This is a genomic window from Nocardioides sp. PD653-B2 (assembly GCF_002117935.1).
GTDB lineage: Bacteria > Actinomycetota > Actinomycetes > Propionibacteriales > Nocardioidaceae > Nocardioides.
Window position 1 is genome coordinate 29,059 of record NZ_BDJE01000035.1, and the last position, 26,533, is coordinate 55,591.

Annotated in this window: 26 protein-coding genes; 13 read left to right on the plus strand and 13 right to left on the minus strand. The window is 73.2% G+C overall.

The features are described from left to right. Positions 1-7: 7 nt before the first annotated feature. Together PD653B2_RS15595 and PD653B2_RS15600 are read left to right on the plus strand one after the other, a co-directional pair. Positions 8-2,374 (plus strand): ATP-binding cassette domain-containing protein, encoded by a 2,367-nt coding sequence (locus PD653B2_RS15595; protein WP_207559312.1) that lies wholly within the window; start codon positions 8-10, stop codon positions 2,372-2,374. A 24-nt stretch (positions 2,375-2,398) separates the two neighbouring features. Then, a complete protein-coding gene (locus PD653B2_RS15600) occupies positions 2,399-3,196 on the plus strand; it encodes a UbiA family prenyltransferase (RefSeq protein ID WP_207559313.1) in 798 nt (265 codons plus the stop codon). A 13-nt stretch (positions 3,197-3,209) separates the two neighbouring features. Here PD653B2_RS15600 and PD653B2_RS15605 read toward each other — a convergent pair whose 3' ends face one another. After that, positions 3,210-4,754 (minus strand): FAD-binding oxidoreductase, encoded by a 1,545-nt coding sequence (locus PD653B2_RS15605; RefSeq protein ID WP_133058928.1) that lies wholly within the window; start codon positions 4,752-4,754, stop codon positions 3,210-3,212. A gap of 128 nt (positions 4,755-4,882) precedes the next feature. Beyond that, entirely contained in the window at positions 4,883-7,579 is a 2,697-nt protein-coding gene (gene ppdK / locus PD653B2_RS15610; protein ID WP_085873315.1) for a pyruvate, phosphate dikinase, read from the minus strand. A gap of 140 nt (positions 7,580-7,719) precedes the next feature. Between ppdK and PD653B2_RS15615 the strand changes: the two genes are divergently transcribed. Beyond that, positions 7,720-8,616, plus strand: a complete 897-nt coding sequence (locus PD653B2_RS15615) for a universal stress protein (protein ID WP_085873316.1) — start codon at positions 7,720-7,722, stop codon at positions 8,614-8,616. 113 nt (positions 8,617-8,729) lie between these two features. On the opposite strand, the gene PD653B2_RS15620 is transcribed toward PD653B2_RS15615, so the two are convergent. From PD653B2_RS15620 to PD653B2_RS25065, 3 genes are all read right to left on the minus strand, one after another. Further along, positions 8,730-9,683 carry a universal stress protein gene (locus tag PD653B2_RS15620; protein WP_085894200.1) on the minus strand — a complete coding sequence of 318 codons (954 nt, stop codon included), beginning with the start codon at positions 9,681-9,683 and terminating at the stop codon, positions 8,730-8,732. Between the two features lie 4 nt (positions 9,684-9,687). Further along, a complete protein-coding gene (locus tag PD653B2_RS24280; protein ID WP_089503986.1) occupies positions 9,688-10,575 on the minus strand; it encodes a universal stress protein in 888 nt (295 codons plus the stop codon). Between the two features lie 86 nt (positions 10,576-10,661). Next, the gene (locus tag PD653B2_RS25065; protein WP_085873318.1) at positions 10,662-11,627 is read right to left on the minus strand and encodes an Acg family FMN-binding oxidoreductase; all 966 of its coding nucleotides are present in this window, start codon (positions 11,625-11,627) and stop codon (positions 10,662-10,664) included. Between the two features lie 184 nt (positions 11,628-11,811). Between PD653B2_RS25065 and PD653B2_RS15635 the strand changes: the two genes are divergently transcribed. Next, positions 11,812-12,471, plus strand: a complete 660-nt coding sequence (locus PD653B2_RS15635) for a response regulator (protein ID WP_085873319.1) — start codon at positions 11,812-11,814, stop codon at positions 12,469-12,471. Between the two features lie 9 nt (positions 12,472-12,480). Here the strand turns inward: PD653B2_RS15635 and PD653B2_RS15640 are convergent, their stop codons facing one another. Continuing rightward, positions 12,481-12,903 (minus strand): pyridoxamine 5'-phosphate oxidase family protein, encoded by a 423-nt coding sequence (locus PD653B2_RS15640; protein ID WP_165763496.1) that lies wholly within the window; start codon positions 12,901-12,903, stop codon positions 12,481-12,483. Between the two features lie 162 nt (positions 12,904-13,065). Here PD653B2_RS15640 and PD653B2_RS15645 point away from each other — a divergent pair, with 162 nt between their 5' ends. Then, a complete protein-coding gene (locus PD653B2_RS15645; protein WP_085873321.1) occupies positions 13,066-14,808 on the plus strand; it encodes a GAF domain-containing protein in 1,743 nt (580 codons plus the stop codon). 3 nt (positions 14,809-14,811) lie between these two features. On the opposite strand, the gene PD653B2_RS15650 is transcribed toward PD653B2_RS15645, so the two are convergent. The 4 genes from PD653B2_RS15650 to PD653B2_RS15665 are packed head-to-tail and all read right to left on the minus strand — an operon-like array spanning position 14,812 to position 17,497. Next, positions 14,812-15,327 carry a DsrE/DsrF/DrsH-like family protein gene (locus PD653B2_RS15650; protein ID WP_085873322.1) on the minus strand — a complete coding sequence of 172 codons (516 nt, stop codon included), beginning with the start codon at positions 15,325-15,327 and terminating at the stop codon, positions 14,812-14,814. A gap of 10 nt (positions 15,328-15,337) precedes the next feature. After that, positions 15,338-15,652: a TusE/DsrC/DsvC family sulfur relay protein gene (locus PD653B2_RS15655; RefSeq protein WP_085873323.1), complete on the minus strand. Its 315-nt coding sequence runs from the start codon at positions 15,650-15,652 to the stop codon at positions 15,338-15,340. After that, positions 15,652-16,908 carry a type III sulfide quinone reductase, selenoprotein subtype gene (gene sqr / locus PD653B2_RS15660; protein WP_085873324.1) on the minus strand — a complete coding sequence of 419 codons (1,257 nt, stop codon included), beginning with the start codon at positions 16,906-16,908 and terminating at the stop codon, positions 15,652-15,654. The genes PD653B2_RS15655 and sqr overlap by 1 nt, the downstream gene beginning before the upstream one ends. Before the next feature lie 10 nt (positions 16,909-16,918). Next, complete coding sequence (locus PD653B2_RS15665) at positions 16,919-17,497, minus strand: flavodoxin family protein (protein WP_207559314.1); 579 nt, start codon at positions 17,495-17,497, stop codon at positions 16,919-16,921. A gap of 153 nt (positions 17,498-17,650) precedes the next feature. Here PD653B2_RS15665 and PD653B2_RS15670 point away from each other — a divergent pair, with 153 nt between their 5' ends. Genes PD653B2_RS15670 through PD653B2_RS15680 form a run of 3 tightly spaced genes read left to right on the plus strand, consistent with a single transcriptional unit; the run spans position 17,651 to position 21,976 of the window. Continuing rightward, entirely contained in the window at positions 17,651-18,559 is a 909-nt protein-coding gene (locus PD653B2_RS15670; protein WP_085873325.1) for a universal stress protein, read from the plus strand. A gap of 1 nt (position 18,560) precedes the next feature. Then, on the plus strand, positions 18,561-19,484 hold the full coding sequence (locus PD653B2_RS15675; RefSeq protein WP_085873326.1) for a universal stress protein: 924 nt from the start codon (positions 18,561-18,563) through the stop codon (positions 19,482-19,484). Beyond that, positions 19,481-21,976 carry a cation-translocating P-type ATPase gene (locus PD653B2_RS15680; protein ID WP_085873327.1) on the plus strand — a complete coding sequence of 832 codons (2,496 nt, stop codon included), beginning with the start codon at positions 19,481-19,483 and terminating at the stop codon, positions 21,974-21,976. Before PD653B2_RS15675 ends, PD653B2_RS15680 begins: the two co-directional genes overlap by 4 nt. Before the next feature lie 9 nt (positions 21,977-21,985). Here the strand turns inward: PD653B2_RS15680 and PD653B2_RS15685 are convergent, their stop codons facing one another. After that, positions 21,986-22,663 (minus strand): cation-transporting P-type ATPase, encoded by a 678-nt coding sequence (locus PD653B2_RS15685; RefSeq protein ID WP_165763497.1) that lies wholly within the window; start codon positions 22,661-22,663, stop codon positions 21,986-21,988. Positions 22,664-22,838: 175 nt separating this feature from the next. On the opposite strand from PD653B2_RS15685, the gene PD653B2_RS15690 reads away from it, so the two are divergent. From PD653B2_RS15690 to PD653B2_RS15700, 3 genes are all read left to right on the plus strand, one after another. Then, the gene (locus PD653B2_RS15690) at positions 22,839-23,399 is read left to right on the plus strand and encodes a hypothetical protein (protein WP_085873329.1); all 561 of its coding nucleotides are present in this window, start codon (positions 22,839-22,841) and stop codon (positions 23,397-23,399) included. Positions 23,400-23,424: 25 nt separating this feature from the next. Next, a complete protein-coding gene (locus PD653B2_RS15695) occupies positions 23,425-23,655 on the plus strand; it encodes a DUF1918 domain-containing protein (protein WP_085873330.1) in 231 nt (76 codons plus the stop codon). A 110-nt stretch (positions 23,656-23,765) separates the two neighbouring features. Continuing rightward, complete coding sequence (locus PD653B2_RS15700) at positions 23,766-24,179, plus strand: Hsp20/alpha crystallin family protein (RefSeq protein ID WP_165763498.1); 414 nt, start codon at positions 23,766-23,768, stop codon at positions 24,177-24,179. A 141-nt stretch (positions 24,180-24,320) separates the two neighbouring features. Here PD653B2_RS15700 and PD653B2_RS15705 read toward each other — a convergent pair whose 3' ends face one another. Next, entirely contained in the window at positions 24,321-24,917 is a 597-nt protein-coding gene (locus tag PD653B2_RS15705) for an HPP family protein (RefSeq protein WP_085873332.1), read from the minus strand. Here PD653B2_RS15705 and PD653B2_RS25360 point away from each other — a divergent pair. Continuing rightward, positions 24,916-25,215: a hypothetical protein gene (locus PD653B2_RS25360; RefSeq protein ID WP_085873333.1), complete on the plus strand. Its 300-nt coding sequence runs from the start codon at positions 24,916-24,918 to the stop codon at positions 25,213-25,215. The genes PD653B2_RS15705 and PD653B2_RS25360 overlap by 2 nt on opposite strands. 83 nt (positions 25,216-25,298) lie before the next feature. On the opposite strand, the gene PD653B2_RS15715 is transcribed toward PD653B2_RS25360, so the two are convergent. Next, the gene (locus PD653B2_RS15715) at positions 25,299-25,817 is read right to left on the minus strand and encodes a MarR family winged helix-turn-helix transcriptional regulator (protein WP_085873334.1); all 519 of its coding nucleotides are present in this window, start codon (positions 25,815-25,817) and stop codon (positions 25,299-25,301) included. Positions 25,818-25,921: 104 nt separating this feature from the next. Between PD653B2_RS15715 and PD653B2_RS15720 the strand changes: the two genes are divergently transcribed. Beyond that, positions 25,922-26,506, plus strand: a complete 585-nt coding sequence (locus PD653B2_RS15720) for an NADPH-dependent F420 reductase (RefSeq protein ID WP_085873335.1) — start codon at positions 25,922-25,924, stop codon at positions 26,504-26,506. Positions 26,507-26,533: the final 27 nt, after the last annotated feature.

Consider the following 26,533-nt stretch of genomic DNA (forward strand, 5'->3'; position numbering starts at 1 on the left):
CTGTTGGGTGAGCGAACCCCCGATGGACCACTTCGTGCGCGTACGCGGCGCGAGCGAGCACAACCTGCGCGACGTCGACGTCGACATCCCCCGTGACGCGATGGTCGCGTTCACCGGCGTCTCCGGGTCGGGCAAGTCGTCGCTCGCCTTCGGCACGCTGTACGCCGAGGCGCAGCGCCGCTACTTCGAGTCGGTCGCGCCGTACGCCCGCCGCCTGCTGCAGCAGGTCGGCGCGCCGCACGTGCAGGAGATCACCGGGCTGCCGCCGGCGGTGGCCCTCCAGCAGCGGCGCGGGGCACCCAGCTCGCGGTCGACGGTCGGGACGATCACGACGCTGTCGAACCTGCTCCGGATGCTCTACTCGCGAGCCGGCGACTACCCGGCCGACTCCGAGCACCTGCCGGCCGAGGCGTTCTCGCCCAACACCGTCGCCGGCGCCTGCCCCCGGTGCCACGGACTCGGCGTCGTGCACGACGTCACCGAGGAGCTGCTGGTCCCCGATCCCTCGCTGAGCATCCGCGACGGCGCGATCGCCGCGTGGCCCGGCGCCTGGCAGGGCGCGAACTTGCGCAGCATCGTCACCGGACTGGGGATCGACGTGGACACGCCGTGGCGCAAGCTGCGGAAGAAGGACCGGGACTGGCTGCTCTTCACCGACGAGCAGCCGTCGGTGCTGATCAAGCCCGAGCGGGACCGGGTCGACCACGGCTACTACGGCAAGTTCTGGAGCGCCCGCAAGCACGTCATGCACGTGCTCTCCGACTCCACGAGCGAGCGGATGCGCGAGCGGGCGCTGCGGTTCGTCCGCGATGCTCCCTGCCCCGCCTGCCATGGCAGCGGGCTGCGCCCGGAGGCGCTGGCCGTGACGTTCGCGGGTCGGTCGATCGCCGAGGTCAACGCGCTGTCGCTCGTCGAGGCGGTCGCCCTCCTGCGGCCCAGCGCGGAGCAGCCCGAGGAGTCGCACGAGGTCGCGGTCCGGATCTGCGCCGACCTGGTCGCGCGCATCGACGTCCTCCTCGACCTCGGGCTCGGCTACCTCAGCCTCGGACGCAGCTCGACGACCCTCTCGCCGGGCGAGGCCCAGCGGCTGCGGATCGCCACCCAGCTGCGCTCGGGACTCTTCGGGGTCGTCTACGTGCTCGACGAGCCCTCGGCCGGCCTGCACCCGGCCGACGCGGCACCGCTGCTCGACGTGCTGGACCGACTGAAGGCGTCGGGCAACTCGCTCTTCGTCGTCGAGCACGACCTGGACGTCGTGCGCCGCGCGGACTGGGTGGTCGACATCGGTCCCGGCGCGGGCGAGGGGGGCGGCCGGGTGCTCTACAGCGGGCCCGTCGCCGGCCTGGAGGAGGTCGTGGAGTCGGCCACCAGCGCCCACCTCTTCGGGCGGTCGAGCCGCTTCGAGCACGACCTCCGGACCCCGCAGGGCTGGCTGTCGCTGCGCGGCGTCTCGCGGCACAACCTGGACGACGTGTCGGTCGACGTCCCGCTCTGCGTGCTGACCGCGGTGACCGGCGTCTCCGGCTCCGGCAAGTCGACGCTGGTCACCGGGGTGCTCGCCGAGGACCCGGCGGTGCACGAGTCGTTCGACCGGCTGGTCCTGGTCGACCAGCGACCGATCGGCCGCACGCCGCGGTCGAACCTGGCGACCTACACCGGGATGTTCGACGCGGTGCGCCGGCTCTTCGCCGCGACGGACGAGGCCCGAGCGCGCGGGTACGGCGCGGGGCGGTTCTCGTTCAACGTGCCCGAGGGGCGCTGCGAGACCTGCCAGGGCGAGGGGTTCGTCTCGGTCGAGCTGATGTTCCTGCCCGGGACCTACGCACCCTGCTCGACCTGCCACGGAGCGAGGTACAACACCGAGACGCTCGAGATCACCTACCGCGGGAAGAACATCGCCGAGGTGCTGGCGATGTCCGTCGACGATGCCGCCGCGTTCCTGGCGGACGTCGCGCCCGCCTCGCGGAGCCTCGAGACGCTGCGCGACGTCGGCCTGGGCTACCTGCGGCTCGGGCAGCCGGCGACCGAGCTGAGTGGCGGCGAGGCCCAGCGGATCAAGCTGGCCACCGAGCTGCAGCGTGCCCGGCGCGGACACGCGCTCTACCTGCTCGACGAGCCGACCACCGGGCTGCACCCGGCGGACGTCGCGTTGCTGCAGCGCCAGCTGCACCAGCTGGTCGACGCGGGCAACACGGTGGTCGTCGTCGAGCACGACCTCGACACGATCCTCACCGCCGACTGGGTGATCGACCTGGGACCCGGTGGAGGCGGCGCGGGTGGCCGGGTGGTCGCTGCCGGCACCCCGGCCGAGGTCGCGGCGTCCTCCGACAGCGTCACCGCGCCGTACCTCGCGCGGCGGCTGGCGGGGGACTGACGCGTCGGTCGGCATACTCGGTCCATGGGCCCGATGTCGGCGCTGGTGCGCACGGCCCACGTCGGTCCGGCGGCGGCGGTCGTCGTGCTCGCCCTGCTCCTGGCGGTGGCGGACGACCTGTCCCCGGGACGCGTCGTGCTCGTCGGGCTCGCCGTCCTCGCCGGCCAGCTGTCCGTCGGCTGGTCCAACGACCTCGTCGACCTGGGCCGCGACCGAGCGGTGCGCCGCCCTGACAAGCCCCTCGCCACCCGGGCGGTCGGCAGCCGGACGGTCCGGGTCGCCTGCGGGCTCGCGGTGCTCACGGTCGTGCCCCTCTCGCTGGCCTGCGGCTGGGCCGCGGGCATCGTCCACCTCCTGGCCGTCGCCTCCGCCTGGGGCTACAACCTCCGGCTCAAGTCGACGCTGTGGTCCTGGCTCCCGTACGCCTTCTCCTTCGGTGCCCTCGTGGTGTTCGTGGGGCTCGCCGGTGAGCCGGCCGACCTGCCGCCCTGGTGGGCGGTCGCCGCGGCCGCGCTGCTCGGGGTCGGCGCCCACCTCCTCAACGTCCTGCCGGACCTCGCCGACGACGAGGCCACGGGAGTCCGAGGCCTCCCGCACCGGATCGGTGCGCGCCGGCTGCCGGCCGTGGCGACGACCGTCCTCGTGACCGGCTCCGTGGTGGTCGCGGTCGGGACCGGTCTCGCGAGCGTCGGGTCGCTGGCTGCCCTGGGCGTCGTCGCGGTCTTCGCCGTCGTCGCCCTGACCGGTCGGGGTCGGGCGCCGTTCGTGGCCGCGATCGGCATCGCCCTCGTCGACGTGGTGCTGCTGGTGACCTCGGCCTGAGCGGCGCGGCAGGTCAGAAGTCCTGGGGCTGGCTGAAGACGTGGTCCGGGTCGTACGCCGACCGGACCTGCGCGAGTCGTTCGGCGTTGGCGCCGAAGTAGGCCGTGCGGTAGTCGCGGATCGTCGGGTCCGCGTAGTTGACGTAGGCGTGGTTGCCCCAGTGGGGCAGCATCGCGGCGCGGAACCCGCGGACGTAGCGGTCGGCGGCGCCGGGGGTGCCGGGCGGGAAGGTCGCGGTGTACTGCACGGTGGCGAGCGCGTCCCGGTGCACGAACGCGGTGTCGCCCGGCGCGAGGTCGCGCACCCGGCCGCCGAGCGCGTCCAGCGAGATGCCCGCCTCGAGCAGACCCGACGACTGGGCCGCGTCGACCCGGTCGAGCAGGTCGCCGATGCCGGACGGGCCGAGCTCGTCGTACATGACGTGCGACGTGGCGCCGAACGCCTCGCGGGTCAGCGACCCCCCGGGTCCGGTGGTGCACCGGTCGACCGGGATCGACGCGCACCCGGCGTAGGACAGCATCGCGTCGAGGTAGCCCCGGGTGTGGTCGGCGCGGACGGCCGGAGCGGGCACGTGGTCGAGGAGCCCCGCGAGCTGCGCGTCGAGGGCGGCGGCCGGGCCGGTCCAGGTGCCCGACAGGAGCAGGATCGGGCCGTCCGGGTGGCGCCCGCCGCCGAGCGCCTTGAGCGTCGACCAGAGCCGCTCGTCGGCGCCGGGCGCCCACTGCTGCCACGCCTCGATCACCCGCGGAGCCGCGGAGATCGGCCACTGCAGGTAGACGGTGTGCAGCGTCGGCGCGGGCGCGGTCCCGAGGTCGAACGACGTGACCACGCCCAGGTGACCACCTCCGCCTCCGCGCAGGGCCCAGTAGAGGTCGGGCTCCTCGTCGGCGCTGGCGGTGCGGACCCGGCCGTCGGCGGTCACGACCCGCATCGACGTCACCGCGTCGCAGGTCAGGCCCATCGCCCGGGTGAGCACCCCGACCCCGCCGCCGAGGGCGAGGCCGCCGATGCCCACGGTCGCGCAGGAGCCGCCGGCGACCGCCCGGCCCCGGCTCCCGATCGCATCGTAGACGCGGGCGAGCGCGGCACCGGCCCCGATGGTGGCCGTGCTGCCCTCCAGCCGCACCTGGGCGAGAGGCCGGCAGTCGATCACGAGGGCCCGCGGCGAGCCTCCTCCCGACCAGCCCGGGTAGCTGTGCCCGCCGGACCGGATCGCGATCGGGAGGTCGTGCTCCTGGGCGAACGAGAGGCCGGTCGCGACGTCCGCCGCCGACGCGACCACCAGGACGGCGAGCGGCCGCTGCCCGTCGTACCTCGGGTTCTCCAGCAGGCGGACCTGGTCGTACGTCGGGTCCGCGGGCCGCACCAGGCTGCCCGAGACCGAGCGTCGGAGCTGGGCCCAGCCGGCCCGGCCCGGCCCGGTCGAACCGCTGGTCGAACTGGTCGAACCGCTGGGCGTCGGCCGCGGCTGCGGGGACGTCGGGTCCTCCGAGGTGCAGGCCGACACCGCGCCCAGGGCGCCGACGACCAGCAGCCCCCGGCGCGTGTAGGTCCTCACGACGACCACGCTACGGCGCGACCCGCGTCTGCTCCGGGCGACGAGTCGCGCAGCAGGTTCGACCTCCGAGGCCCCGAGAGTGAGCTGCCGGGCGACCCGGATCCCGGCGCGGCCGGGCAGGGACCAGGTCAGCTGTCGTCAGGAAGTGGCTCCCGCTCGGCGCCCAGCAGCGCCGAGCGAGCCGCCTCCAGGCGGGCGACGGGCACCCGGAACGGCGAGCACGAGACGTAGTCGAGGCCGATCTCGTCGAAGAAGTGGATCGACGCCGGGTCTCCGCCGTGCTCTCCGCAGACCCCGAGGTGCAGGCCCGGGTGCGCCTGCCGGCCCAGCCGGGCCGCCGTGCGCACGAGCGAGCCGACCCCCTCGACGTCGAGCGACTCGAACGGCGAGACCGCGAAGATGCCGTGGTCCAGGTAGGTCGGGAAGAACGAGGCCTCCACGTCGTCGCGCGAGAAGCCCCACGTCATCTGGGTGAGGTCGTTCGTGCCGAACGAGAAGAAGTCGGCCGAGGCGGCGATCCGGTCGGCGGTCACGGCGGCGCGCGGCAGCTCGATCATGGTCCCGATCGGCAGTGCCAGCCCGACGCCCCGCTCGGCAGCGACCGCCGCGACGACCTGGTCGAGCTGGGTGCGCACCAGCGCCAGCTCCCGCTCGGACGCGACGAGCGGCACCATGATCTCCGGCCGCGGGTCACCGCCGGCGGCGGTGCGGTCGGCGGCCGCCTCGGCGATCGCCCGGGCCTGCATGGCGAAGAGACCGGGGATGACGATGCCGAGACGGACGCCACGCAGGCCGAGCATCGGGTTCTGCTCGTGCAGGCGCCGGACCGCCGTGAGCAGCCGGTGGTCGTGCTCGTCGACGGTGAACCGCTCGTCCTCGAGCGCCACCTGGACGGCGAGCTCGGTGAGGTCGGGCAGGAACTCGTGGAGCGGGGGGTCGAGGAGCCGGATGGTCACGGGCAGCCCGTCCATGGCCTCGAGGATCTCGGTGAAGTCCGCGCGCTGGAGGGGGAGGAGCTTGTCCAGGGCGACCGTCTGGCTGGTCTCGTCCGCGGCCACGATGAGGTGCTCCACGAGCTCGCGTCGCTCGCCCAGGAACATGTGCTCGGTGCGGCACAGCCCGATGCCGCTCGCGCCGAAGCGACGCGCCCGGCGGGCGTCGGTCGGCGTGTCCGCGTTGGCCCGCACCCCGAGGCGGCGCCGGGCGTCGGCATGCACGAGGAGCCGCGCGACCGAGGCGGCGACCGCCGAATCGGTCTGCTCGCCCTCGAGGCGACGCACCAGTGCCGAGTCGCTGACCGGGACGGCTCCGAGGAAGACCTCGCCGGTGCTCCCGTCGATCGAGATGACGTCGCCCTCCTGGACGAGCGGGCCGCCGCGGACCTGGAAGCGTCGGTGCGGGAGGTCGACGTCGATCGACTCGCATCCGCACACGCAGGTGCGCCCCATCCCGCGCGCGACCACGGCCGCGTGGGAGGTCTTGCCGCCCCTGCTGGTCAGGATGCCGCGCGCCACGACCATCCCCGCCAGGTCGTCGGGGTTCGTCTCCTTGCGGACCAGGATCACGTCCTCGCCCCGGCCGGTCCACGCGACCGCGGTGGGCGAGTCGAACACGACCCGGCCGACAGCGGCGCCGGGGGAGGCGCTCATGCCGACGGCGACCGGGTGCCGGTCGGGGTCGGCCGCGAAGCGGGGGAACATCAGGGACGCCACCTGCGGACCGGTCACCCGCAGCAGCGCCTCGTCGAGGTCGATCAGGCCCTCGTCGACCAGGGCGCACGCGATCCGGACGGCCGCATCGGGCGTCCGCTTGCCGACCCGGGTCTGCAGCATCCAGAGCCGGCCGTCCTCGATCGTGAACTCCAGGTCGCACATGTCGCGGTAGTGCCGCTCCAGCACCTGCATGATGAGCAGGAGCTCTTCGTACGACGTCCGGTCGAGGTCGGCGAGGTCGGCCAGCGGCATCGCGTTGCGGATGCCGGCGACCACGTCCTCGCCCTGGGCGTTCTGGAGGTAGTCGCCGTAGACCCCCTTCTCTCCGGTAGCGGGGTCGCGGGTGAAGCACACGCCAGAGCCGGACGAGGCGCCGCCGCGGTTGCCGAAGACCATGGCCTGGACGTTGACCGCCGTGCCGAGGTCGTCGGGGATCTGCTCCTGGCGACGGTAGAGGGCGGCCCGCGGGGTGTTCCAGGACGTGAACACCGCGCGGATCGCGAGCCGCAGCTGCCGGTCGGGATCCTGGGGGAAGTCGCCGCCCGTCCGCTCCCGGATGACGGACTTGAACGCATCGACCAGCGACCTCAGGTCGTCGACGTCCAGGTCGGTGTCGGCGGCCGCGCCACGGACCTGCTTGAGATCGTCGAGACGACTGCTGAAGTCGGCCGCGTCCAGGCCGAGGACCGTCGTCCCGAACATCTGGAGCAGGCGGCGGTAGGAGTCGGTCGCGAACCGCTCGTCGCCACTCTGACGGGCCAGGCCCACGACCGACTCGTCGTTGAGGCCGATGTCCAGGACGGTCTCCATCATCCCGGGCATCGAGAACTTGGCTCCCGAGCGGACGGAGACCAGGAGCGGGTCGAGGGGGTCGCCGAGGGGGCGCCCCATCCGCTGCTCCAGCGCCCTCAGGTGCTGCGTGACCTCCGCGGCGAGCTGGTCCGGCTCCCGGCCGTGGGCGAGGTAGGCGCGACAGGCCTCGGTGGAGATGGTGAACCCCGGGGGCACGGGGAGGCCGAGCCGGGTCATCTCCGCCAGGTTGGCGCCCTTGCCGCCGAGGAGGTCCTTGAGGTCCTTGTTTCCCTGCGTGAAGTCGAAGACGAAGGTGCTCATGGGTCGAGCGTGTATCCGTGGAGCGACGAGCGGGAGGGCCGAAGGTCCCGCGAGGACCGGTGGCCCCCGGACCGGGGCCGTTGGTCCCTAGGTCGCGGGGCCGTGGTGCCCGACGGTGGAGACAACAGAACGGAGACGTCATGGAATCCATGCCCCCACCCGTCGTGGTCGCAGTCGGTCGCGGAGGCTCGGCCACCGCCCTCGAGTACGCCGCGGTCGAAGCACTGCGACAGGGGCGCGGCCTGCACGTGCTGCACGCCGTCGACCTGCTGCGCGCCGCCGACGTCCGCGAGCTGGAGCGGCAGGGAGCCGCCGTCCTGGAGACGGCCGTCGCCAGTGTCTCGGCACTGGTCACCGACCTGGTGCCGGTGACCTCGGCGCTCGTGCAGGCGCCGGCCGTCGACGCGGTCGTGTCCGCTGCGGGGAGCGCACCGCTCGTCGTCGTCGGGCGGAGCCCGGAGTCCCGGCGGACCCACCCCTACGTGCGCTCGGTGACCGGCGGCGTCGCCGCCCGGGTCCACGCCCCGGTCGTCTCGGTCCCGGACGGCTGGGAGGACCCCACGGGGTCCCCCCACGTGGTGGTCGGTGTCGACGATGCCGCCGACAGCGCCGAGGTGCTGCTCGAGGCCTTCGCCGCCGCTCGTGCCCGGCAGGCCAGGCTGACCGTCGTGAGCACATGGTGGCGCCCGCCCGGCGCCGGCCAGGGCGCCCTCACCCACGTCACCGACCCCACGTGGCCCGAGACCTTCCGTGCCGGCATCGACCGCGCGCTGGCCCCGCTGCTGGTCGCCTACGAGGACGTGCCCGTCGAGGTGCACGTCCGCAACGCCCGGCCCGGCGAAGCGCTCATCGAGGCGTCGTACGACGCCGCGCTGCTGGTGCTCGGCCGACACGACCCGCTGCTGCCGCGGGGCTCGCAGCTGGGCCCGGTGGCCCGGTCGGTCCTGCGCGAGGCCGCCTGCCCGGTGCTGCTGGCCGCACCCCGGCACGCCCACCACGTCCGGCGCGCGGACCGGCGCCCCGCCCAGCTCGCATGAGGCGGGGCACCGCATGACCACGTCGGCCGCCGCGTCCACGTCCGTCTCCGAGGACGAGCTGCGGCTGCTCGACGTGGTGGCGGGCGGCCGGTCCCGGTCACGGTAGCGCGGACTCAGTCCTCGGCCGGCGAGACCTGCTCCCGGTAGGGCACGACGGCGACCGAGCAGTGCGCGTGCTCGACCAGGTGCGGAGCCACCGAGCCGTAGACCAGCTCGCTGAGGAACGGCTTGCGGCGGTGCCCTACGACCAGCAGGTCGGCGCCCCGCGACGCCCGGAGCAGCCGCTCGTCGGCGAACCCCCGCGACAGCCGGTGGCGCACCGGCACGTCGGGGTGCCGAGCCGCCGCCGAGGCCACCGCGCCGGCCACCAGCTCCCACTGGTCGTCGTACCCGGGCTCGTCGCGCGCGATGTCACGCTCCTCGTCGGCGCCGACGACGTCCCAGAAGCTGTGGAACGCGGTGAGCGTGAGGCCGCGGGCGGACGCGATGCGGAACGCCAGGTCGACCGCGGCGGTGTCTCCGGCGTCACCGGCGATCCCGACCACCACGCCGCCACCCGTCCCGGACGGGCCGTCGGACCGCACGACGACGGTCGGGCTGGTGCCGTGCTTGACGACGGTGCTGGCGACGGAGCCGAGGAGCAGCCGGGACACGGAGCCGAGACCCCGGGTCCCGACGACCAGCAGGCCGGCGTCCGCGTCGAGCAGGGCGTCGCGTGCGTCCTCGCAGCGGACGTCGTGCTCGACGACGAGGTCGGGGTGGGTCTCGTGCACCCGCCGGTCACACCGACGCAGGAGCGCGCGAGCCTCCTCCTTGAGCTGGACGCGCAGCCGGCGCTCGTCGATGCCGTGAGCCGTCAGCCAGGCGGCGGACCGGGGCGCCGGCGTCGAGACGGCGGTCAGCAGGATCAGGGGGAGGCCCTCGGCCGCGGCCTGGCTCGCCGCCCAGTCGAGAGCCGCGTCCGACGAGGCGGACCCGTCGACGCCGACGACGATGGACCCGGTGACGTGCTCGGACATGATCATGTCGACTCCTGCGAGGACGGGGGAGGTGGGTTCGTCGGTCACGAGGTCACGAGGTCTCGGGGACGAGGGCGACCACGGTGCGAGCGTGCTCGACGAGATGGTGGGCGACGTCGCCGAACAACGCACGGGAGAGTGCCCCGGAGTGCCGGCGACCGACGACGACGAGGTCCATCTGCTCGGACGCCGCCCCCAGGCACCGCTCGGGCAGCCCTCGGCCGACCTCCACGGTCACGTACACGTCGGGGTACTTCTCGGTCATCCCCGCGACCGACTCCGCGAGCAGGAGGCGAGCATCCTCCGTGCTGGGCTCACCGGGTGGGACCACCTGGGCGGTGGTCGACGCGGCGATCACGTCCCACACGCAGTGCATGACCGTCAGCGGCAGGCCGCGGATCGATGCCTGGCGGTAGGCGAAGTCCAGTGTCGGGATCGAGCCGGCGGTCCCGTCGGCACCGACGAGGACCCCGCGACGCACCGTGCCCGGGTGGTGGGGACGGACGACCACGACCGGGCAGCTCGCGTGTCGGGCGACCGCGGCACTGACCGACCCGAGCACCAGGCTGCGGATCGGACCCCGGCCCCGCGACCCGATGACGATCATCTGGGCGTCGTCGGCGAGGTGGAGCAGGGCCTGCCGGGCGTCCTGGGTCACGACGCAGGTGTGCACGTCCACCGTGGGATGGCGCCGGGTGACGTCCTGCGCCGCGTCGGCGAGGAGCTTCCCACCGTGCTCGCGCATCTCCTGGACGAGCTCGTCCGCCTCCGTGAGCCAGACGGTGCCCGGCGTGCCCAGGGTGCCGAGGGCGTGCACGAGGACGAGGGGCCGGTGGTCGAGGGCGGCTTCCTGAGCGGCCCAGGCCAGAGCGCGGTCGGCGGACTCGGAGCCGTCGACGCCGACGACGATGCCGCCGGTCGGAAGGGGTGTGGTCTCCATGAGTCCACTGTCGGCACCGGACTCCCGTCGCGGTACGGACGGACGGCCTGCGACGCACGGACCTAGGGCCCACCAGGGCCCGTGCGTCAGCGCAGGATGACGTCGTCGACCGGGCGGCGGGGCGTGCGCGGGAACTCGCTGCGGCCGATCTCCTGCCAGCCGATCCGGAGCAGGGCCTGGGGCACCACCCGACCCCCGAGGAGGTCGTGGTGCAGCACGGACCGAGTCTCCGCGACCTCGACCACCTGGCTCAGGGGGACGACCGACAGCCCCTCGGTGGTCGCGCGCAGCCACAAGGCGCTGAGAGCCTCGCCCGTGCGCAGCCAGGCCGCCGGGTCGTCCGCGTCGGTGCTGAGCAGCAGCACCCCGTCGGTGCTCTGCATCGGCTCCTCCGGCTCGGCCGGGACCGGGTGGTCGAAGCGGGACGCTCGGAGCCGGCGACCGCAGCCCGAACGGACCGCGGACGATGGGATCCCGTCGACCGGGCTGTGGTCGATCCAGCGCTGCTGCTCCGCCGTGAGCCGCGGGTCCGCGTCCTGGAGCGCCATCGCCCGGCTGACCAAGAGCTCGAGGCGCACCCGTGTGGCGACGTCGGTGACCGGGGTGACGTGGACGGCCCAGGTGGAGGCGGAGCCGGCCAGGGCGGTGAGCCGCTCCTCGGTCATCGGCCACGCCGTGAACCGGCGGCGGTCGGTGCTGCGTCGTTCCAGGGCGCGGAGCTCGGCCTCGGCGTGCGAGGACCGGCGGCGTGGCGTCAGCTCGAGCGAGGCCAGGTGGCGCGGGTTGCCCGCCACCGGCAGCCGGCGCACGTACGCCTGGAGGCCGAGGGCGCCCGCGGCGACCTGGGCGTGGTGGAGGGCGGCGCCGCAGCTGATCGTCAGGTTCCGGCCGTCGCGGTCGGCGACGACCAGCTGACGCGTGGGGTCGGCGTACAGGTCGAGCCGGCTTCCCGTCACCCGCCAGAGCCAGGGCTGCGTGTTGTGGACGCTCGGGGCGCGACAGGCGAGCTCGACGATCCGGCGCAGTGTCGCCGGCCCGGGCCTCGCGCTCATGACCCCACCTCCTCGGGATGCATCAACGCTGCAGTGCCGGAGCGGTGGGCCGTAGGGCCAGAGGTCCCGAGACGGTCCCGATCAGGTCCCGGCCGGTCGCCGGTCGCGGTCGAGGGACCAAGGTCCCGCGAAGGCGGGTCCATCGGAGCCCGACGGACCGGCAGCGGCGCCCTAGATTGGGGTCATGTCGGACGAACCCCGTGCCACCACGCGCATCAAGGTCTACCTGCTCGACGACCACGAGATCGTGCGTCGAGGCATCAAGGAGCTCCTCGAGTCGGAGGGTGACATCGTGGTGATCGGCGAGTCCGGCCTGGCCGAGGAGGCCGCCCGGCGGATCCCGGCGCTCAAGCCCGACGTCGCGATCCTGGACGGGCGCCTGCCCGACGGCTCGGGGATCGACGTCTGCCGGGAGATCCGCTCCGTGGACCCCGAGATCGCCGCGGTGATCCTCACGTCGTACGACGACGACGAGGCGCTGTTCTCGGCGATCATGGCCGGCGCCGCCGGCTACATCCTCAAGCAGGTGCGGGGCACCGACTTCATCGACACGGTGCGCCGGGTCGCGGCCGGTCAGTCGATGCTCGACCCCGCCGTCACCGCCCAGGTCCTCGAACGGCTGCGCAGCGGGCCGAAGACGGACCCGTCGTTGGAGCAGCTCACCGCGCAGGAGCTGCGGATCCTCGAGCTGATCGCCGACGGCATGACCAACCGGCAGATCGCGACGACGCTGTTCCTGGCCGAGAAGACCGTCAAGAACTACGTGTCCTCGATGCTGGCCAAGCTCGGTCTCGAGAGCAGGACCCAGGCGGCGATCTTCGCCACCAAGCACCTGGACGCCTGAGTTGTCGGGTCAGCCCTCGTGGGGTGCGACCAGCTTGCGGCCGGTCACCTCGACCGGGTCGACACGGACGAACACGTTGCGGGTGCCGGCCGGCCAGACCCGGAAGTCGGCCAGATGCTCGGGGACGTCCTCGGCGTCGACCAGCTCGGCCACCCCCCGCACCACCACGCTCCAGCCGGTGCGCGTCGTCGGGTCGACGCTGTCGACCTCCGCGGCCACCCACTGGCCGCGGCACTCGAGGGCCAGGGCGGAGTAGGGGGTCGTGCGGAACCAGAGTGCGCCGTCCGACACGACGTGGTTCACCGGGACGACGGAGACACCTCGGGGTCCGTTCCAGGCGACCCGGCTGATCTCGACCGACTCGATGAGGTGCCAGCAGTCGAAGGCGGGCAGCTCGGCCAGTCGGACGGCGGGTCCACGGGTGTTGTTCATGATGCCTCCTCGGGTCCGTCTCATCGTGACCCCGGCGCCCGCCTGTCACCAGTACACACCGGCCCCTGGAGAGGAGGACCTTTGACCTCATCGCCCCGTCGGCGCCCGACAGATGCCATGGTGGTAGTCGCAGATGGCGCCACGACGCGACAGGGAGGGCAGATGACGGCCGAGGGTCCCCGTCACGCCGGGCCGCCGGTGCCTCCTCCGCAGGCCGGCGAGGCCCTCGCTGCGTCGGGGCTCGACGAGCTCCTGCGCGAGCTCCTCGGCCGGGTGCACGGCGTCCTCGACGAGCAGGCGCGGTGGCGGCTCCTCCTCGACGCGGTCGTCACCATGGCCGCCGACCTGTCCCTCGACGGGCTGCTCGCGCGGATCGTCGAGATCGCAGGGGACCTCGTCGACGCCCGGTACGCCGCCCTGGGTGTCCTCGGCGCGGGTCCCGAACCGGGTCTCCGGATGTTCGTCACCCACGGGCTCTCCCCAGCCCAGGTACGCGAGATCGGCGACCTGCCCACCGGGCACGGGCTGCTGGGTCTGATCATCGAACGGCCCGAACCGCTCCGACTGCACGACATCGCCGAGCACCCGGCGTCCTACGGCTTCCCGGACAACCACCCGCCGATGAGCTCCTTCCTCGGCGTACCGGTGCGGATCAGGGACACGGTCTTCGGCAACCTGTACCTGACGGAGAAGGCAGGCGGCGGTGACTTCACGGAGCAGGACGAGGAGATCGTGGTCGCCCTGGCCGCGGCCGCCGGCGTGGCGATCGAGAACGCTCGGCTCGCCGAGCAGGCGACCCGGCGGGAGAGCTGGCTGGCCGCCACCGCGGAGATCACCGGCATGCTGTCCGGCCCCGCCCGGGCGTCCGACCCTCTCCAGCTCGTCGCCGACCGCGCCCGCGAGGTGGCGGAGGCCGACGCCGCGTGGATCGTGGCGGGCACGGACGCGGACGCTCTCCGCCTGCGCGTGGTGTCGGGAGCGCCGGCCGACGCCGAGCTCATGGCGGGGCTGGACCTCGAGCGGTCCCTGGCGAGCGACGTGGTGCGCTCCGGTGCACCGGTCTCGGTGGAGGACCTGACGAGCGACCCCCGTGCGCTGGACCTGTCGGCACTCCTCGGCTGGCCGAGTCTCGGGCCGGCCGTCGTCGTGCCCCTGCGGAGCGAATCCGGGATCGAGGGCGTGCTCGCCCTCGCCTGGACCCCCGGCAACATCGCGCGCTTCCACGCGGTCGACACCGCGATGCCGGCGAGCTTCGCCGAGCAGGCGGCGCTCGCCCTGCAGATCGTCCGGAGCCGGGAGGACCAGCAGCGGCTCGCCGTCTTCGAGGACCGGGACCGGATCGGCCGCGACCTGCACGACCTGGTGATCCAACGGCTGTTCGCCATCGGTCTCGGGCTCCAGAGCACGGCCCGCATGGTCGACAGGCCCGAGGTGACGAGCCGCCTCGACGCCGCGGTCGACGACCTCGATGCGACCATCAAGGACATCCGCCGGTCCATCTTCGCGCTCGGGGCGATGGGCGACACCGCCGACATCCAGGCCGAGGTGACCCGCATGGTGGACCGGGCCGCCGGCACGTTGAAGTTCCGGCCCAGCCTGACCTTCGAGGGCCCGATCCGCACACTCATCGGTCCGGAGATCGCACCCGACGTGCTCGCGGTGCTGGCCGAGGCGCTGTCGAACGCCTCGCGGCACGCCGAGGCCAGCGCCGTCACCGTCCTGCTGAGTGCGGGTGCGCACATCACCCTCACCGTGAGTGACAACGGCCGCGGTCTGCCGGCCCGGGTCGCGGAGAGCGGGCTCTCGAACATGCGCGAGCGGGCCGAGCGCCTGGGCGGGGAGTGCGTGGTGTCCTCGGAGGCCGGCTCCGGCACGACGGTGCGCTGGTCGGTCCCCGCGCGCTGACGATCAGATGAAGAGCAGCTGGGCGCCCTCGGTCTTCTCGATGAAGTCGGAGGCGCTGATGATCCCCTCCACACCCTCGTAGAGGTCGGCCTCGGTGAGGTGCTGCATGTCCGCGGACATGCGGCACGCCCACAGGTGACCGCCGGAGGCGATGATCTGCTCGAGGAAGTCCGGTACGTCGGGCACGTCGAGGTCCGCGATGGCCTTGCGCAGCTGGTGGGTGGCCAGGGCGGTCATGCCGGGCACGCCGCCGAGCCCCTGCGGCAGGTGGGTCGCCGGGTTGCCGAGCGGGGTGAACTTCAGGCTGTCCATGTGCCGGGGGTTGATCATGTCGAAGCCCCAGAACGTGAAGAAGAGGTGCACCTCGACGCCCTCCCCGAGGGCGGCGTTGGCCAGGACCAGGCCCGGGTAGGCCATGTCGAGGCTGCCCTTCGAGCAGATGATGGCGAGCTTGCGGCCCGTTTCCGCGGTCCCGAACGACGGCACCAGGGGGGTCTCGGGGGACAGGTCGGTGGTCATGGTGGTCTCCTCACACGCAGCCGCGGGGCTTCGGCAGCCCGGCGACGTACGCCATCTTCTTGGCGGGCTTGACGGGGAACAGCTCGAAGAGCCGCTTGACCGGGATCGACATCCCGGTGCTGACACGCCGCAGCGTCGGCGTCTCGCCGGTGCGTGCGTGCTCCGCGCGCAGGAATCTCAGGATCTCCCGGTGCTCGGTGTCGAGCACCACCCCGATCTGCTCGGCGAGCGCGACGGCGACGTCGTCGTCCCACTCGCTCGGGTCGGTCAGGAAGCCCTCCTGGTCGACGGTCAGCACGTGGCCGCCGATGGTGGTCGTCGTCATCACTCCTCCTCAGGGTCCGTGGGGTGCGGGGCGTGCTTGCCGGCCATGCTCATCGCCGCCGGCAACGGGAGAGGCCGGCCCGGCAGGAGGACGTTCCAGTAGATCCACGGGAACGCCTGCTTCCCGAGGTGGTTGATGCGCGTCTCCTCGAGGAGCGTCATCGGTCCGAGGAACGGGAGCGGGAAGCGGCCGGGCAACGGCTCGACCTCGTAGTTGAAGTCGATGAGCAGCGCCTTGCCGTCGCCGCTCTCGACGAAGCAGTTGGCGTGCCCGTCGAACGCGTGGGTCATCGGGCGTCCGGCGATGTGCTCGAGGAAGTTGTCGACGAAGACGTCGACGGCGAAGTGGGCGACCGACCCCGCCTTGGAGGTCGGGATGTCGCTGGCGTCGCCGATCGCGAAGATGTCGTCGTGGCCGCGGGCCAGGAACGTCTCCGGGTCGACCGGCACGTAGTTGAGGTCGTCACCCAGGCCGGACCGGGCCACGAAGTCCGCTCCCATGTTGAGCGGCACGGTCACCAGCAGGTCGAAGGGGATCGTGCGCCCGTCGTACGACACGAGGGCGGAGAGCTCGTCGTCGACGTGCTCCACCACGAAGTCGGTCTCGACGTGGATCTTGCGCTCGTCGAGCAGGTGCCCCAGACGCTCGGCTGCGATCGGCCGGGTGAAGGCGCCCGAGAGCGGGGTGACGTAGGTGATCTCGACGGCGTCGCGCTGACCGCGTCCGCGGAACCACGCCTCGGCGAGGAACGTGAACTCGAGCGGCGCGACCGGGCACTTGATCGGCATCTCGGTGATGTGGACGACCAGCCGACCGCGGCCGAAGCGTCCGAGCGCCTCCCGGAGACGGGTGGCTCCCGCGAGCGTGTAGAACTCGTGGATGCTGTGTTGCCACAGCTCGCCGGTCAGGCCGGGCGTCGCGTCCGGGCGGGGCGACGTCCCGGTGGCGATGACGAGCTGCTCGTAGGCCAGCACGGTGCCGTCGGTGAGGCGCACCTCGCGACGCTCGGCGTCCACGACGTCGATCGTTCCGGTCACGAACCGCACGCCGTCGGCGATCTGGGCATGACGGGAGCGGGTGACGTCGGCCGGGTCCGCCGTGCCGAAGGGGACCTGGAGGTAGCCAGGCTGGTAGTGGTGCTCGTCGTCCTGGTCGACGACGGTGATGCACCAGAGGTCGGGCTCGAGGCGGCGACGGAGCTTGTTGGCGACCATGGTCCCGGCGGTCCCGCCGCCGAGGACGAGGAGCTCATGCATGACGCACCCCTCAGCGGACCGGAGCAGGAGTGGGGTGGAGGCGCTGCCGCGCGGCGAGCGCGACGACCCGGCCCCAGGTGACGGCGTGGTGGAGCTCGCCGGTCACGAGCGGTCCCTTGAGGTCCTCCACCAGGAACGGGGTCGGGCGCGAGACCAGGTCGTAGCCGTGGCGGGTGAGCACATGGGCCGCGCGGGTGCCCGCGGCCTTGGGCAGCCGCCGCACCTTGGTGACCCGGGTGTCGAAGACCGCGGCGAGGCGGTCCGGCGCACCGGACGCCGCGCCCATCGCGGCGAGCCACTCGCGCACCCCGGTGGTGGCGACTTCAGGCTCTGCGCCCTGGCGCACCGCGTCGGCCCGGGTGGACGGACGACTCAGCGAGAATGCATGGGTCGGGGCACCCACGACGAGCAGGTCGAACTCCGACTCGTCGGCGGGTGCGGCGTCGCGCACGTCGGTGAGCGTCACCGCGACGCCCTCGATGCGGAGGCCCTCGGCCACGGCACGGGCCACCTGCTCGGTGCAGCCGAACATCGACTCGTAGACCACGAGTGCCTGCAGTTCCTTCTCGGCGCTCACGTTGCCACTCATGTCGGTCCTCCTCGATCGTCCTCCCTCCACACTCCCGGGGAGTGGAGGTGGACGCACGGGTCGCCGGTCCGCGGTCGTGGTGACCAAGGTCCCTGTCGGTCGTACGGGGGCCGGGCGAGTCTGGAGACAGAAGCCCTGGCCGAGGAGGTCACCATGCTCGAGACCACGCCCCGCAAGATCCTGGTCGGCGTCACCGGCGACGAGGACGTCCAGGCCGCGCTCGGGTTCGCAGCCGCCGAGGCGCGGCGACGGGGTGCCGGCGTCCACCTCGTGCACGTGCTCCACCCGGTCCTCATCTCACCCGACGGCGTCCCGCTCACCGTCGAGGAGCGCGCCGTACGCAAGTTCGGCCGCAAGGCGCTGGACCACGCGGCCCTGGCGCTCGAGCACGAGCTGGGTGAGGAGCTGCCGGTGAGCACCGAGCTCGCCCACGGTCCCGTCACCCGGGTCCTGGCCGACATCGCCCAGCACGCGGGACTCGTCGTCCTGCAGCACCAGCGGATGGGGCAGCGGGGCCTGGTGCCCACGCTGTCGACCACCAACCCGGTCGCGGCGCTCTCGCCGGTCCCGGTCGTGGCGGTCCCCGCGGGCTGGAGCGAGAGCTCCGATCGCCAGACGGTGACCGCCGCGGTCCACGAACCCGGCGGGTCCCACGAGATCGTCCGGGCGGCACTGGAGGAGGCGCACCTGCGCGGCGCGACGCTGCGCCTGCTGCACGCCTGGCACTACAGCGACGTCTACGACGACCTGATCTTCGACGCCGAGGGTGTCGCTCGGCACGACGCCGAGCAGGTGCAGGCGATGACCGCCGACCTGGCTCCGTTGCTCGCCGAGTACCCCGACGTCGAGACCGAGGTCGTGGCCCGGCACGCCCGCGCCGGCCAGGCCCTCGTGGACGAGACGCAGCAGGTCGCCCTGCTCGTCGTCGGCCGCCACCGCCACGCGATCCCGCTCGGACCCCACCTCGGCTCCGTCGTGCGCGCAGTCCTGCGTCTCGGCACGTGCCCGGTCATGGTGGTCGATCCCGTACCGCCGTCCACCACCACCATCGAGGAGGCATGACATGAGCGCCAGCACCGGTCCCGTCGTCATCGGGGTCAACGGTTCACCCACGGACGAGAGCGCCCTGCGCCTCGGTGTCAGCGAGGCGCGACGTCTCGGCGTCGAGGTCTCCCTGGCGCACGTCGTCCCCGACTACGTCGCGATCTCCCCGATGATGCCGGTCACGCCCAACGACTTCGCCGAGATCGGGGGTGAGGTCCTGCGCGGCGCCCTGAAGGAGCTCCGGGAGATCCACCCCGAGCTCGAGGCCGGCAGCCAGCTGCTGCGCGGCCCCCGGGCCAAGCGCCTCGCCGAGGCGGCCGAGGGAGCGGCCCTCCTCGTCGTCGGCCGCGACGACCGCCCCCTGCTGGAGCGGCTGGTGCTCGGCAACACCGCGACGGGTGTGGCCGCGACCGCGAGCTGCCCCGTGCTCTCCGTGCCCGCAGGCTGGCGCCCGGAGCCCGCCCGCGGCGTCGTCCTCGTCGGCGTGAAGTCGCCGACCCACGCGACCGAGCTGCTGGGTGACGCGTTCGCCGTGGCTGCGGCGCGCGGCGCCCGGCTCGTCGTGCTGCACGCCTGGAAGCTGCCCAGCGGCTACGACGACATCATCGAGGCCCGCGTCGACCTCGACGACTGGAGCCGACGGGCCACCGACGAGATGGACCTCCTGACCGAGGAGTGGCGTCGGACCTATTCCGACGTCGAGGTCGAGACGAGGATCGTCCACGGTCGCCCGGTGACCGCGCTGGTCGAGGCGTCCGCGGACGCCGACGTGCTCGTCATCGTGCGTCGCTCCCACGGCATCCCCGCGGCCGTCCACCTCGGCGGCACGGCCCGCGCGCTACTGCGCACGGCCCAGTGCCCCGTCCGGGTGGTGCCGCCGAAGGTCGTCGTGGACGCCGTCCCGGGTCTCGTGCTCGAGCAGGCCGGATCGCTGAGCAAATGACTGCGGGCCCCGCCGATCCGGCGGGGCTGAGCAGCGCCGACGCGGAATCCCGGCTGCGCGAGTTCGGCCCCAACCTGCCTCCCCGGGCTCGCCCGCGCAGCTTCGTCAGCCGCGTCGTGGGCCAGCTGCGGGACCCGACGATCCTGCTGCTGATCGCCGCGGCCGTCGTCGTCACGGTGCTGGGTGACGTCACCGACGCGGGCATCATCGCCGCGGTCGTGGTCCTCAACACCGCGATCGGGGTGGTCCAGGAAATGCGGGCCGCCACCGCGCTGGCCGCGCTCGACGAGCTGTCCGCGCCGCAGGCGACCGTCCGTCGAGACGGTCGCCTGGTCCGGGTGTCCGGAGCCGACGTCGTCCCCGGCGACCTGCTTCGCCTGGAGGCGGGGGACATCGTCGCGGCCGACGGCGAGCTCACGGCGGCGGCCGGGCTGCAGGTCGACGAGTCGGCGATGACAGGGGAGTCGGTGCCGGTGGGGCGCGGCATCGGTGAGCCGGTCCTGGGCGGCACCGTCGTCACCCGCGGCCGCGGCGGCGCGGTCGTGACCCGGACCGGCGCCGACAGCGGCCTGGGCCGGATCGCGACCAGTCTCCTGGCCACGGGCATCCGGCCCACGCCACTCCAGGTGCGGCTGGCGCGCCTCTCGCGCCAGCTGGTGGTCCTCACCCTGGCGCTGGCGGCCCTGGTCCTCGGGCTGGGGCTGCTGCGCGGAGAGCCGCTCGACGACATGGTGATCCTCGCCGTGAGCCTGGCCGTGGCGGCGATCCCCGAGTCCCTGCCGGCCGTCGTGTCGATCGCCCTCGCCCTGGGCGCCTACCGGATGGCTCGCCACTCGGCGCTGGTCCGCCGGCTGCCGGCGGTCGAGACCCTCGGTTCGGTCACCGTCCTGGCCTCCGACAAGACCGGCACGCTGACCGAGGGACGGATGGTGGTCCAGGAGCTCTGGACCCCGGACGGCTCCTGGCTCGTGACCGGGCGCGGGTACGGCGCGGACGGCGAGCTGCTCGGGACGGCCGACCCGGCCACCCTGGACCTGATGATGCGGGACCTGGTGCTCTGCAACGACGCGCGCATCGACGGGCCGCAGGCCGGTGAGTGGGCGGTCATCGGCGACCCGATGGAGGCCTCGCTCCTCGTCGCGGCCACGAAGCACGACGGCTCGGTGCTCGGGTCCCGGGGGGCGTGGCCCCGGGTGGACGAGGTCCCGTTCGACAGCGGCACCAAGCAGATGACGACGGTGCACCGGGGCGCGGACTCCTGGCTGGTGGTCTGCAAGGGAGCACCGGAGGCCGTGCTCGACCGGCTCGCCGACCCGTCCGGCGCGGACGAGGCCCGGCGGATAGCCGGGGAGCTGGCGGCGCGCGGCTTCCGGGTCCTGGCGGTCGCGGACGCGTCGTACGACGTCAGCCCGGGCGCCGGTGAGCTCAACAGCGGCCTGGTGCTGCGCGGGCTGGCGGCGCTGTCCGATCCCGCCCGCGAGACCGCCCGCGAGGTCGTCGAGGCCTGTCGCGCCGCGGGCATCCGGACCGTGATGATCACCGGCGACCACCCGGCGACCGCGCGCGCGATCGCGGAGGAGCTGACGATCACCCGGGAGGGACCCGAGGTCGCCGACGGCGACCAGGTGCGCCGGGGCGAGCACCTCGACCGGGTCGACCGGATCGGGGTGTACGCCCGGACCCAGCCCGAGAACAAGGTCGACATCGTGGCCGCGTGGCAGCGCCGGGGTGACGTGGTCGCCATGACGGGGGACGGGGTCAACGACGCGCCGGCGCTGCGCCGCGCCGACATCGGGATCGCCATGGGGGAGCGTGGCACCGAGGTCGCGCGACAGGCCGCGGACCTGGTGCTCGCCGACGACGACCTGCGCACCGTGGTCGTCGCGGTGGGTGAGGGCCGGCGCATCTACGCCAACATCCGCCGGTTCCTGCGCTACGGGCTGTCCGGAGGTCTCGCCGAGGTGCTGGTCCTCGTGGTCGGACCGTTCGTCGGGATGGCGCTGCCGCTGGGCCCGGCCCAGATCCTGTGGATCAACATGGTCACCCACGGCCTGCCCGGTGTCGCCTTCGGAGGCGAGCCGATGGACCCCGACGACATGCGCCGGCCGTCGCCGCCGCCGGAGCGGTCCGTCCTCGGCCGGGGCCTGGTGACCCAGATCCTCGCCACCGGCGCTCTCATCGCTGCGGTGGCCGTCGTCGCGGGACTCACCTGCCCGGACGCGGACGCGGTGCAGACCTGGGTGTTCCTGAGCCTGGGGCTGGCCCAGCTCGGCGTGGCGCTCGCGCTGCGCGCGCCGCGGTCCGGGCCGGCGTGGAGGTCGCGCGGCCTCGAGGGGGCGGTCGTCCTGGCCGGTCTGTTCCAGGTCGCGGCCGTCGTGTGGTCGCCCCTGCAGCGGCTCCTGGGCACGGTGGCGATCTCGCCCGTGCATGCGGCCGCGCTGCTGGCGTTGAGCGCGATCCCGGGTGTCGCCCTGGCCCTGCGGCGGAGATGACCCGCTCGGTCAGCCCGTCGCGACGACGGCGGACCCGCTGAGCCGGCCGGCCGCGAGGTCCCGCAGCGCGAGGTCGACCTGGTCGAAACCGTACGTCGTGACGTGGGTGCGCACGCCGAGCCGCTCGGCCAGCGCCAGCAGCTCCTCGCCGTCGCGGCGGGTGTTCGAGGTGACGGTGCGCAGGTCGCGCTCGAGGAAGAGGTGGCGCTGGTAGTCCAGCGGCGGCACGTCGGACATGTGGATGCCCGCGAGTGCCAGCGCCCCACCGTGACCCAGCGCTTCGAGCGCGACGGGCACCAGGGTGCCGGCCGGGGGAACCTGGGCGCGCAGCAGCGCACGGTAGCCGATGATCCCGCCGCAGAGGAGGGGAGCGAGGTCGGCGGCCGGCGGCCCCGCGGGCAACCGGTAGGCGAAGGCCGCGGGCACGACCGCGAGTGCCAGGCCCGCGGCGACCCAGAGCAGCAGGGCGAGCGGGTGGGCGAGCTGGCGCCCGAGCGCGGCGAGGAACGATGCGCGCGGGGGCGCGCTGAGGGTGTTCGGTCCCGTCTCGGCGAGCCGTCGGGCCGCCTCCGCCGAGCTGAGGCCGTCGGTGTCGCTGCCCACGGCGACCAGCACCGCCTGGATCGGATCGAGCATCAGGTGCCCGGACGCACCCGGTCCGGAGTGGCCGCTGGTGTCGACGCTCATGGACACCACGTTCATCGTCTCCCGGCGGGCTGCGTAGGGCCCTTCGGCCCTGCGGTCCCGGTCGGACGGCTCCGTCACCACGGTGGGTGCCGTCCGACCGGCGGAGCCGGAGGTCCCGGCGACAGGGCACCTTCGGCCCTGTCGACCGCGGCGGCGGGCGATGGAGCGTGGACACATGAGAACGTACCGCGCCGCCTGGACCTGGACCCTGGCCCTTCTCGTGACCGTGTCCGCGGTCGCCGGATGGGTCGGGGTCGGCGCCGCGCCGCTGCTGGGGGCCGTCGTGACCCTCACCTGCCTCGGCGTGGTCTTCGGGCTCACCTGGACGGAGCCGATGGAGCACCGACTGAGGCTGTCGCTCACGTGCGGGGGCTGGTTCGCGGTGGTTGCGGTTCTGATCGTCGGGCTGCCGGCGCTACTCGACGTGTGGGCGCTGCTGGTGCTGGTGGCCGTCGGAGCCGGCACCCCGGTCCTGGTGGAGGCGGCTCTCAGTACCGTGCCCAGCAGGCGGCCGGTGCGTCCGGTCGACCGCGCCGAGTGCCTCTCCGACCGCGACCTCGCCCGGCGGTGGCGGACTTCGCAGGACGAGATCCGGCGGCGCGGCTGCCCGCCGGCGACGGTCCTGCGCCTGGTGCAGGAGCGAGCGCAGCTGCTCGACGAGATCCAGCGGCGCGACCCGGGGGGTTTCGACGCCTGGGCCCGGCGTGCCGTCGCCCGCGAACCGCAGGAGCGCTAGGACTTCACGATGAGAGGAAGCACCGATGTATGCACGCAAGGGTGACCGGATCGTGGTCCGCGCCCCGCGGCTCGACCACACCGACCGGTTCGCCGAAGTCCTGGAGGTCGACCACGACGACGGCACGCCGCCCTACGTCATCCGGTGGACCGACACCGGTGAGCTGTCGCTGTTCTTCGCCGGTCCGGACGCCTTCGTGGACCGGGAGACGCCGAGCTACGAGCCCGAGTACGAGTGGACCCCCGAACCGGTCTGATCCCGGCGATCCGGTGACTCCGGCCATCTCGGGAACGGGACGTTCTCCTCTGTGCCGGCGCGCATCGGCGCGCTCTGATGGAGGTGGACGAGAAGGAAGGAGCACCGATGATGAGCACCACACTTCAGTGCAACGGCCAGTCGCTGGTCAACGAGCTGATGACCTGGATGGGGACCGCTGTCGCCGCACCGGAGGTGCGCGTCGAGGAGTGGACGGAGGGTGAGCGTCGCGTCATCCGCGCCGACCTCCCCGGCATCGACCCCGAGAAGGACATCGAGCTGACCGTCGACGGCGGCACCCTGCGGCTGCACGGCCAGCGCCGTTCCGAGGAGCACGCCGAGCACCGCACCGAGATCCGGTACGGCAGCTTCGAGCGGATCCTCCCGCTGCCCGAGGGGACCCGCGCCGAGGACGTCACGGCGGAGTACCACGACGGAGTCCTGACGGTCTCCATGCCGGCCGGCACCGCGGCGCTCGCGCCGCGCAAGATCCCGGTCACCCACCGCGAGCTGCCTGTCGAGTGATCGACGGTCGGTCGGGCGGACCGGAACACGCAGCGGCGACCTCGGCGCGTTCCTGCGGCGTGAGGACCGCGCGGCCACCGAGACCGCGGACCTCGCGGCACGCAACGGCGCCACCCGGCCGCCGTCGCTCTGAGCTCGGCGTCAGTCGGCGGCCACCTTGACGTGCACGACGCCGGGCACGGTCTGCGCGACCACCGTGGCGATCGCGGACTCGCCGACAGCGGCGGGCCCGGTGACGGACACGACGCCGTCGACGACCTCGACCAGCCAGTCCTCGTGCCCGACCGACGCCAGCACCCGATCGATGTCGGCGGCGATCTCCGCGTCGTCGCGGGCCAGGGTCCTGATGACGTCGCTGCGGCTGAGGATGCCGACGACGGTCCAGTCGTCGTCGACGACCGGGAGGCTCTTGGCGCCGGTGGCCGTCATCAGGTCGACGGCGACCGACACGTCGTCCTCGGCGGCGACCGTCACGGGTGCCCGGGTGTAGACGTCCTCGACCGTCTTCGGCGGGTAGACGGGGTCGATCGTGATGGGCCGCTCCTGGGCTCGCGGGTCGCGGACGACGAGATCCTGGATGAGGTCGGCCTCGCTGACGATGCCGCACAGGCGTCCGTGCCGGTCGACGACGGGCAGTGCCGTGATGCCGCGCTCGGCGAGCTGACGCAGCGCGGCCTTGGTGGTGGCCTGCGGGGTCGTGGTCGCCGGGCCCGCGGTCATGATCTCTCGCACGAGCATGTCGCACTCCCTTTCGTCGACGGAGGCCTCGCGCCTCCGCTCCCACCCTGCCGACGGGGTCCGTCACCCACCAGGGAAGAAGGTCCCGGCGGTCGGGGACCGGTGTCGCCCGGTACCTCGGTCCCGCGAGCTGGCCGAGGAGCTCGACGCGACGACCTTCCCCGCCGGCTCGATGGGCCCCAAGGTCGAGGCCGCCCGTCGCTTCGTCAGCGACACCGGGAGGCGCGCCGCCATCGGCGCCCTCGCCGACGCCGGGGCCGTCATCGCCGGCCTCGCCGGCACCCAGGTGACGCGGTAGGTCCCGGCTTCACGCTCGGGGTCTACACCCACGTGATGCCGGCCTCGGGGAAGAAGGCGTGCAGGCGCACAGTGGGCGCACGATCACGCGCTCTCTCCGGACGTGGCCGGCTGGTCGTATCGGGTGTAGGTGGCTGCCATCGAGCCCGACGGGTCGAGCCGGCCGAGCACGGCGTCGCCGATGGCGGTGAGCTGGTCGACCTGCTCGGGAGTGAGGGCGTCGATCACCCGCGCCCGCACCGTGGCCACGTGGCCCGGTGCCGCCGCCTGGACGGTGGCACAGCCGGCCTCGGTCAGCCGGACGTTGGTCGCGCGCGCGTCCTCCGGGCACGGGAAGCGGGTGACCAGTCCACGTTCCTCGAGACGTCGTACGACGTGGGAGAGGCGGGGGAGGGTGGCGTTGGTCTGCGCGGCGAGCTCGGTCATCCGCAGGGTGTGCTGACCGGACTCGGAGAGCATCGCGAGCGCGTAGTACTCGAAGTGAGTCAGCCCCGAGTCGCGCCGGAGCTGGGAATCGAGGACGCCGGGCAGCACCTCGAGTACCGCGGCCAGGCGGACCCAGGCGGCCCGCTCGCGGTCGTCGAGCCAGTCGGTATCGGTCACAGGAGCCAGTGTGCCGGGCAATAGTTGTAGATACAAATAAAGCGGTGTACGGTCTTAGTTGTAGCAACAATCAATGCGCACGACCCACACTGAGGGAGCTCGTCATGGCACACGTCAGCATCATCGGGACCGGAAACATGGGACAGGCGATCGCGTCCGTCCTCACCGCGGGTGGCAGCACCGTCGAGCTGCTCGACCAGACCGACGCCCACAAGCCCGTCAGCGGCGACATCGTCGTCCTCGCCGTGCCGTACGCCGCGCTGACCGAGATCGTCGCGGCCCGCGGCGACCAGCTGGCCGGCAAGGTCGTCGTGGACATCACCAACCCGCTCGACTTCGAGACCTTCGACTCGCTGCGCGTCGCCGCCGACGGCTCCGCTGCCGCCGAGCTCGCCGCGGCCCTCCCGCAGTCGAGGGTGCTCAAGGCCTTCAACACGACCTTCGCGGGCACGCTCACCGCCGGCAAGGTCGGTCAAGTCGGCGACCTCGGTACGACGGTCCTCGTGGCTGGCGATGATTCCGAGGCCAAGGCGCTGCTCATCAGCGCGGTCAAGGCCGGCGGCCTCCGCGCGGTCGACGCCGGGTCGCTCAAGCGGGCCCGCGAGCTCGAGGCGCTCGGCTTCCTGCAGCTCACCCTGGCAGCTGCCGAGAAGATCAGCTGGACCGGCGGCTTCGCCCTCGTCGACTGACCCCTCGTACCCGACCCCGCACGTCTC